The following is an 8528-nucleotide window of genomic DNA, read 5'->3' as shown; positions in this document are numbered from 1 at the left end:
TGATCGACGGGTTCTCGCTCTTGCGGGCGATCTTGTCGATCTCGTCGATGTAGATGATGCCGGTCTCGGCCTTCTTGACGTCGTAGTCGGCGGCCTGGATCAGCTTGAGCAGGATGTTCTCGACGTCTTCGCCGACGTAGCCGGCCTCGGTGAGGGCGGTGGCGTCGGCGATGGCGAAGGGGACGTTGAGCATCCGGGCCAGGGTCTGGGCCAAGAGCGTCTTGCCGCACCCGGTGGGGCCCAACAGCATGATGTTGGACTTGGCCAGCTCCACGTCGGTGTCGGTGAGGGCGCCGACCTGCACCCGCTTGTAGTGGTTGTAGACGGCCACCGACAGGATCTTCTTGGCGTACTCCTGGCCGATGACGTAGTCGTTGAGGAAGTCGTAGATCTCACGCGGCTTGGGCAGCTCGTCGAAGCGCAGCTCGCTGGTCTCCGACAGCTCTTCCTCGATGATCTCGTTGCAGAGATCGATGCACTCGTCGCAGATGTACACCCCGGGCCCGGCGATGAGCTTCTTGACCTGCTTCTGCGACTTGCCGCAGAACGAGCACTTCAGCAGGTCGCCGCCGTCCCCGAACTTGGCCACGAGTCCCCCCTCGTCCTAACTCAGCTCACGCCCGCGGCCTGCGGGACGTCTGCCATCTCTCGGGTCAGGATGACCTCGTCGATGATGCCGTACTCCTTGGCTTCGTCGGCGCTCATGATGAAGTCGCGGTCGGTGTCCTTGTTGACCCGCTCCATCGACTGGCCGGTGTGGTGCGCCAGGATGCGCTCCAGCAGCTGGCGCATGCGGGTGATCTCCTTGGCCTGGATCTCGATGTCGGCGGCCTGGCCGGCCGCGCCCCCGTAGGGCTGGTGGATCAGGATCCGGGCGTGGGGCAGGGCGTGGCGCTTGCCCTTGGTGCCGGCCGCCAGCAGCACGGCCGCAGCCGACGCCGCCTGGCCCATGCAGTAGGTGGCGATCTCGGGCTTGATGAACTGCATGGTGTCGTAGATGGCGAACAGCCCGGTGATCTCGCCCCCGGGCGAGTTGATGTAGAGGCTGATGTCCTTGTCGGCGTCCTCGGACTCGAGGTGCAGGAACTGCGCCATCACCAAGTTGGCGACGGCGTCGTCGATGGGCGTGCCCAAGAAGATGATCCGCTCCTTGAGGAGCCGGGAGTAGATGTCGAACGCCCTCTCGCCCCGATTGGTCTGCTCGATGACAGTCGGGACCAGGTAGTTGTAGATCGGCTCCGTCACAGGCTCTGGCTCATTCCGGGCTCCCCTCGGAGGGTGCTGCATCGTCGGCATCGGCGTTCAGGTCTGGGCCATCGGGGGCTTCCGTCGGGAGCTCGAGCTCCGAGCGGTCGATCACCCGGCCGTCTTCGTCGACGAACTCCGTGTGCTCGATCAGCCACTCGAGGGCCTTGTTCTTCCTGAGGCCCGAGCGTACCGCGGGGAGATCGCCTCCGTTTTGGAGCTTACGCCTGACCGCCTCGGGCTTCTCCTTGCGGCGCTCGGCCAGACGCTCGATCTCGGCGTCGAGGTCGGCGTCGGTGACCTCCAGCTCTTCGTTGTCGGCCACCGCCAGCAGGCCCAGGTCGGCCTTGAGGGCGGCCACGGCCTCGCCCGCCAGGCCCCCGACGAACTCCTCCTCGGACTGACCGGTGGCCGCCAGGTAGGCCCCGAGGTTGGCGCCCTGGTGGGACAGGCGGTGCTGCAGCGACTGGAGCCGGTTCTCCATCTCGCTCTGCACCAGGGCCTTGGGCATCTCCTCGTCGACCAGCTCGACCAGGGCCTCGACCGTCCGCTCGCGCACCGCCAGGGCCGCCTGGATTCGCTTGATGGCCCCCATGCGCCGGCGGATGTCGGCCCGCAACTCCTCGGCAGTGTCGAACTCCGACGCCTCGCTGGCCCACTCGTCGGTCACCGGCGGCAAGACGGTCTCGCGGACCTCCTTGACCAGCACGGTGAAGGTCACCTCGCCGTGCTCGGGGTACTCGGCGTTGAACTTCACGATGTCGCCCGCCCGCTTGCCCCGAAGCTCGCGGTCGAGCTCGGCTGCGATCGTGCCCTTGCCGACCTCGTAGAGCTCGTCCTCGGCGGCCAGGATGACCTCGTCGTGGCGGGTCACCTTGCGGTCGATCGACACGTGGTCGCCGTCACGGGCCGGGCGGGCCACCGCCTGTAGCTCGCCGAACTGCTCGCGCAGCCGGTCGACCTGGGCCTCCACGTCGGCGTCGGCCACCTCGAGGTTGGGCAGCACGACCCGCAAGCCCTCGTAGCCGGCCACGCTGACCTGGGGCATCACCTCGACGACGGCGTCGAAGGCGATGGGCCCTTCCTCCTGGCCGGCGGTGATGTCGATCTCGGGTGCGGCGACCGGCGTGATCTCGTTCTCCAGCAGCGCTTTCTCGTACCAGTCGGGCAGCGCCTCGCGCAGCGCCTCCTGGCGGGCCACGCCCGGGCCCAACCGGGCCTCGATCAACCGGCGGGGCGCCTTGCCCGGCCGGAAACCGGGGACGCGCACCTCTCGGGCGATCTTGCGGAACGCGGCATCCATCGCCTGATCGAGCTCCGCCTCGTCGACCTCGATGGATAGCCGGATCTTGTTGCCGTCCAGCGGCTCGACGGATGACCTCACCGGACACGGGAGTATACGGGCCCAGAACGGCCGTGCCGACGTTTCCGCCCGGCCAGGGCCCGGAAACCGAGCTTTTCGGCGCCCGGCGAGTGCGGCGGCTCGCAAACGGGTACGATGGGCCAGGGCTCGCAGCCGGGTGTCCGCCGTACCCGGCGCGGGCCCTCTTTCGCGCCCCTCATGCGGGGGCGGGGGCGAGGGCGGCGGCCGGGGTGTCGCCCGGCGTCCGCTCGGCCGCCACCCGCCGGGCCAGCGCCTCCAGGTCGTCCGCCGTCCCGGGCGGCAGGTAGGGCCCGAGCCGGTCGACCGCCACGTGGGCAGCCTCGACGGCCACCAGGGCGGCCCGGCGGAGGGCCCGGTGGCGGATCCCCGGCCCAGCCGCCAGGTCCCACATCTCGCACGGGCCGGGGAACTCAGTCGCCAGACGGCCGCTGACCAGCGAGCGGGCCTGCGGGTCGCCCAGCAGCACCGCGCCCAACGAGGCCGCCGTCCTGACCTCGTGCAGGGGCAGCGAGTCCACCGACCGCACCTCCAGGTAGGTCCCCCGGGGGCGGACCGGGGGGAACAGCGTGCTCAGGTGCCGGGCCTCGGCCCCGGGGGCGGAGAAGCCCGGGCCCAGGGGCCTTGCTCCCGCGGCCAGAGCGACATATGCCGCGACCTGGTTGCCGGGCGCCGGGAAGCGGCCGTGGCCGGCCCGATCAGGGTCGGCTAGGCGGCAGATGGCCGTGCGGCCGCCGGCCGTGGCCAGCAACCGACCTTCGTAGCGGGGGGAGTTGGCGAACACGGCGGCCAGCACGGGGGCCAGCAGGTTGGCCGCCCTCCACTGCTGCTGCCCAGCGGCACCGGGTGCCAGGCCGATGCACAGCTGGGTGGACGCGCTCTGGCGCATGAACGCCCGGCCCGCGGGCCCGATCGAGGCGAAGTGCCGGTCCATGGCCACATAACGCTCGGTCGTGAGCTGTAGCGGCAGCTCGTCGAGGGTGTGCCAAGGGTTGAGGCCCGTGGCCACTAGTTCGATCCCGGCCGCGGCCAGGCGCCGGGCGGTCTCGGCGGCCAGCGTCCCGAGGACTGCGACTGCGGCCGTTACCGTCGGCTGGGGCGGCGGGTTGAGCTCGACCTGGCCCCCGGGCTCGAAGGTGACCCCCGCCAAGGACGCCAGCAGCGGCTCCATCTCGGCCACGGTGACCGGCGCGGGACGGCCCCCGGTCGGCCGTAGAGGAACCAGCTCCAGCTCCAGGCCCACAGTGGGAAGGTCACCGGGCGCCCACGAGTCGTCCCCCGAGAACAGGCTCTCGACGGCACCCACGAGCGCCGCCGGGGAGACCGTGGTGCCGGTGACCGTCACCGCGCGCCAGCGGTGGGCAGCTCCAGGCCGAGGGAGCAGCGGGACCGCGTGCCGGTCAGTGGGACAGGGGCGAGATGCATCAGGACCGCAGCCCGACGGTAGTCGCTCCGGGACGGCCGGCGACCCAGGGCCCGGCCGGTACCCTGGCTCACATGGAGGTAGTCCCCGGGGAGCCGGTGCATCGCGCCCGACGGCGAACCAGGTGAGCGGCCCGGCCCTGGCCGCCCAGGCGGCCCGGCGGCGGACGATCGCCATCATCAGCCACCCCGACGCCGGCAAGACGACGCTCACCGAGAAGTTCCTGCTCTACGCCGGGGCGGTGGCCGAGGCAGGGGCGGTCAGGGCCCGGGCCGGCCGCCGGCGCACGACCTCGGACTGGATGGAGATCGAGCGCCAGCGGGGCATCTCGATCAGCTCGACCGTCCTGCAGTTCGGCTACCGGGACCACATGGTCAACCTGCTCGACACGCCCGGCCACCGCGACTTCTCCGAGGACACCTACCGGGTGCTGGCCGCGGCCGACGCCGCCATCATGGTCCTCGACACGGCCAAGGGCATCGAGTCCCAGACCCTGAAGCTGTTCGAGGTGTGCCGGGCCCGGGGGTTGCCCATCATCACGTTCCTCAACAAGTACGACCGCCCCGGCCGCAGCCCGCTGGAGTTGCTCGACGAGATCGAGGACCAGATCCGCCTGCGGCCCACGCCCGTCACCTGGCCGGTGGGCATCCCCGGCGACTTCCGGGGGGTGGTCGACCGGCGCGACGGCTCGTTCGTCCGCTTCTCCCGCACGGCCCGGGGGGCCACCGAGGCACCCGAGGAGATCGTGGGGCCCACGGAGGCGGCGCCCGCCGAGGGGCCGGCCTGGGACCAGGCCCACGAGGAGGTCGCGCTGCTCGACGCGGTGGGGGCGGACTACGACGAGAAGTCGTTCCTGGCCGGTGAGTCGACGCCCGTCTTCGTCGGATCGGCCCTGACCAACTTCGGCGTCCGCCACCTGCTCGACGCAGTCGTGGCCTTGGCCCCGGCGCCCTTGGCCCGGCTCGACACCGACGGCCGCCTCCGGCCCCTCGACGCCCCCTTCTCGGGGTTCGTGTTCAAGGTGCAGGCCAACATGGACCCCGCCCACCGCGACCACGTGGCCTTCGTGCGGGTCAACTCGGGCCGTTTCGAGCGGGGCATGGTCCTCACCCACGGGCCCACGGGCCGCCCGTTCGCCACCAAGTACGCGGCGTCGGTGTTCGGCTCGGAGCGGGCCACGATCGACGAGGCCTACCCGGGCGACGTCATCGGGGTGGTCAACGCCACTGACCTGGCCATCGGCGACTCACTGTTCGAGGGTGAACCGGTCACCTTCCCGCCCATCCCCACGTTCGCCCCCGAGATGTTCGCGGCCGCCCGCCCGGCCGACCCATCGCGCCACAAGCAGTTCCGCCGGGGCCTGCACCAGCTCGAGCGCGAGGGGGTGGTCCAGGTGCTGCACGACCCCGGGGGCGACCCCACACCGGTCCTCGGCGCCGTCGGGGCCATGCAGTTCGAGGTGGCCAGCCACCGCCTGGCCCACGAGTTCGGGGCGCCCTCGGTGCTCACCCGCACGCCTTATGTGGTGGCCCGCTTCACCGACCGCGAGACGGCGGCCCACCTGGCGGGCCGCGACGGGGCCATCGTCCTGGCCCGGCCCGATGGCCGGCTGGTCGCCCTGTTCGACAACCGGAGCTGGCTGCGGCGCCTGGAAGACGACCACCCCGAGTGGGCCCTCGACGCCATCGGGACCGCTTGACGGCTCAGGCCGCCGCCAGCGCCTCGTAGGCCGACGCCAGGTCGTAGAGGGCCTGGCGGCCGTCGCCCTCGAACGAGGAGCCGTGCATCACGGCCAGAGTCGTGGGCCGAAGGTCTCCCAGCGCCCTCAGCGTGGCGGCCGTGTGGGGGGCCAGGCAGGTCGCGCCGAACATGGCTTCGGCGGCCATGGCCGGGCCCACCAGGTCACCGGCGGTGAGGGCCGGGCCCCCGCCCACCTGGCTGAACAGGTCGCCGCACAGCAGCGTGGCGGTCGTCTCCTCGAACAGCACCTGGGCCTCCCAGCCGTGGGGGACGTGCGGCGTAGAGATCTGGCGGAGCCGCTTGCCGCCTATGTCGAGCACCTCGCCCTCGGCCAGGGCCCGGGGCGGGCGGTCACAGAGGTCGTTGAGCGACACGTCACAACCAAGAGCGTTGTGAGCCACCGCGCTGGCGGGCGCGGCGGCCAGCCACATGTTCACCGACCCGCACTCGTCGGCCTCGACGTGGCCGAAGGTCAACCACCGCACCGACTCCACGGGGAGCACCGTGGCCACCGCCTCGGCCACCAGGGGGAACATGCCCCGGGGACCGGTGTGGAACAGGAGGGGTTCGTCACCCGCCACCACGAACTGGTTGAACGTGAAGCCGTCGGGGCCGACATCGGGCACCCAGGTGGAGACGCGGTAGATGCCGTCGGCGATCTCGTCGACCCGGGGTTGCATGGGTTGCATGGGTTCCATGCCCTCATGGCGTTCAGCGGGGCCGCCCGCCGTTCACTTCCGGATGAACGATCCTCCGTCCACCGCCCACCGCACCTCGTCGCCGTCGACCGGTTCATAGGCGCAGTAGAACCCGGTGCGGGCCCGGCGGTCGAGCACCTCGCCGGCCTCGGGCAGGTGGTCCCCGACCCGGGAGATGGCCGTACGCAGGGCCCGGGTGACGTTGAGGCGGGCGCGCTCGGCAGCCGAAGACGCCCGCCGGTCACGGCCACCGAGACCGAAGGCGTGCGCCAGTTGGGCCACGAACTGGTCGAGCTCGCCTTGGAGAGCCTCGGCCACTTCCAGCCGGCCGGCGGCCAAGGCGTCGTCGACGTCAGCCCGCAGCTCCTCGATCCGGTGGCGGTAGGCGGCCCGCGCCCGGGCGTCGAGCACCGGCCCGGCGTCGCCCAGTGCCCGTCGGTCGGCCCCCCCGGGCGCGGGTACGCCCTCGGCCCGGTCGACCAGGTCCAGCACGTGGCACTCGGTCCCGGGCCGGCGCAGCAGCTCGGCCAGGTACGCCAGCCCCTTGCTGGGCGCCAGGTAGGCCTGACGGCCGGCGTCGGCCACGACCCAGCCCTTGCCCTGGCGGGCCAGGGTCGCCGTCCGCCCGCCCGGCCCGGCCCCCTCCGGTGACTGGCCCGGGCCGCCCGACGACAGCCTCCTGAGCAGGTCGGCGTCCGCAGGGGCCATCACCACGTCGAGGGTGGCCAGCGCGGCGGCCGCGGCCCGGGCGTCGACCACCGCCCCCGCCCGGTCGCCGGCCTCGTCCCGGCGGCGGGCCAGCTCGACCAGCAGCGTCGCCCGCAGCCACGGGAGCCGGGCCGGGTCGATCCCGTCGAGGGTCGCTTCCAGCACGTCCACCGCTCCTTCGAGATCGCCGGCCGCGGCCATGGCCCGGGAACGGGCCGCCTCGGCCCGCGCCCGCAGGGGAGCAACGTCGACGCCGCCCTCCCGGGCCAGCATCTCCTCGCACGCCCGGGCCGCGGCGGGCACGTCCCCCATGGCCACCGCCGCGTCCACCAGCACCGTGAGCAGCTCCAGCCCCCTGAGGCGGTCGTCGCCCACGGCCCGCAACCCCCGCTGGGCGGCCGCCCGGGCCAGCGCCTGGTCACCTCGGGCCAGGTGGAGCCGGGCGGCCGGCAGTAGCGCCTGGACGGCCTGGTCCCTGCCCACGAGCAGGGCCTCGGCCTCGGCCAGCCGGCCCTGGCGGACCCGAAGGTCGGCGAGGGCTATGTCGGGGTGCCACGAGGCCATGCCCATGGCTGACTCGAACTCCTGGCGCGCCCTCACCAGCACCGCCTCGGCTTCACCCCACCGGCCCAGCTCGACCAACAAGCTGGCCTGGACGCTGTCGCAGTGGCTGGACAGGAATACGGGGGCACCCCGGGCCAGGCCCAGCAGTCCCCGCCGCCGGAACGTGTCGGCCCAGGTCGCCGCCCTGGCGAAGTCGGCCGCGAAGTAACAGGCCGTGAAGAACGAGCAGACCGACTTGGCCGTCGCGTCGGTGTCGTCGGCCGGACCGCAGGCCAGGGCCATGGACTCGTCCAGCAGGGCCATGCCGTGTTCGACACGCCCGGCCTGCACGTGGGCCAGCCCGGCGTCGGCCAGCGCCTTGGTCTCCAAGTTGACGTCCCCGAACCGCCGGGCCCGGTCCAGAGCGAGCTCGGCGGCCGCCAGCAGCTCGGCCGGGTCGTCGACGTCACAGCCCATGGCCGCCACCGAGACCCAGCCCTGTTCGAGGCACGGTGGCACGTCCTCCACCAGCCGGCGCGCCCGGGCGTACCACGCCCGGCTGGCGGTGATGTTGCCCATGGCGTTGCCGAGGATGTCGCCCAGCCGGGCACAGGCCAGTGCCGCCCGGCACGGTTCGGCCGCCTCGGTGAACCCCCGGATGGCGGCCGACAGGTGGGCCACGGCGGCGTCGACGTCGAGGCGGGAGGCGGCCTCGTCGGCCAGCCCCAGTGCCCGCTCGGCCTCGTCGCTCCCGGCCATGGCGCCCAGCATCGCGCCGCCGGGGGGCGCA

7 protein-coding genes are annotated in these 8528 nt (G+C 72.5%); 1 reads left to right on the top strand and 6 read right to left on the bottom strand.

The window, feature by feature from the left end:
* The 4 genes from AB1673_07935 to AB1673_07920 form a co-directional block, all read right to left on the bottom strand.
* On the bottom strand, nt 1-589 hold a 589-nt coding region (locus tag AB1673_07935; GenBank protein MEW6153902.1), incomplete at its 3' end, for a ClpX C4-type zinc finger protein.
* Nucleotides 590-609: 20 nt separating this feature from the next.
* Nucleotides 610-1245, bottom strand: a complete 636-nt coding sequence (clpP, locus tag AB1673_07930; protein ID MEW6153901.1) for an ATP-dependent Clp endopeptidase proteolytic subunit ClpP — start codon at nt 1243-1245, stop codon at nt 610-612.
* 10 nt (nt 1246-1255) lie between these two features.
* On the bottom strand, nt 1256-2629 hold the full coding sequence (gene tig, locus AB1673_07925) for a trigger factor (GenBank protein ID MEW6153900.1): 1374 nt from the start codon (nt 2627-2629) through the stop codon (nt 1256-1258).
* A gap of 175 nt (nt 2630-2804) precedes the next feature.
* Nucleotides 2805-3971 carry a glutamate-cysteine ligase family protein gene (locus AB1673_07920; protein MEW6153899.1) on the bottom strand — a complete coding sequence of 389 codons (1167 nt, stop codon included), beginning with the start codon at nt 3969-3971 and terminating at the stop codon, nt 2805-2807.
* Nucleotides 3972-4173: 202 nt separating this feature from the next.
* Between AB1673_07920 and AB1673_07915 the strand changes: the two genes are divergently transcribed.
* A complete protein-coding gene (locus AB1673_07915; GenBank protein MEW6153898.1) occupies nt 4174-5748 on the top strand; it encodes a peptide chain release factor 3 in 1575 nt (524 codons plus the stop codon).
* Nucleotides 5749-5752: 4 nt separating this feature from the next.
* On the opposite strand, the gene AB1673_07910 is transcribed toward AB1673_07915, so the two are convergent.
* Nucleotides 5753-6469 (bottom strand): MBL fold metallo-hydrolase, encoded by a 717-nt coding sequence (locus tag AB1673_07910; GenBank protein ID MEW6153897.1) that lies wholly within the window; start codon nt 6467-6469, stop codon nt 5753-5755.
* A 51-nt stretch (nt 6470-6520) separates the two neighbouring features.
* Nucleotides 6521-8497 carry a hypothetical protein gene (locus AB1673_07905; GenBank protein ID MEW6153896.1) on the bottom strand — a complete coding sequence of 659 codons (1977 nt, stop codon included), beginning with the start codon at nt 8495-8497 and terminating at the stop codon, nt 6521-6523.
* Nucleotides 8498-8528: the final 31 nt, after the last annotated feature.

The organism is Actinomycetota bacterium (assembly GCA_040754375.1).
Taxonomy (GTDB): Bacteria; Actinomycetota; Acidimicrobiia; order Acidimicrobiales; family AC-14; genus JBFMCT01.
The sequence above is the reverse complement of the archived record's forward strand: the minus strand, read 5'-3'. Positions and strand labels throughout refer to the sequence as shown.

Bases quoted from the DNA above. Each gene is read 5' to 3' on its own strand.
- AB1673_07905 (MEW6153896.1), bottom strand. From the start codon at position 8,497: ATGGCCGGGAGCGACGAGGCCGAGCGGGCACTGGGGCTGGCCGACGAG.
- AB1673_07910 (MEW6153897.1), bottom strand. From the start codon at position 6,469: ATGCAACCCCGGGTCGACGAGATCGCCGACGGCATCTACCGCGTCTCC.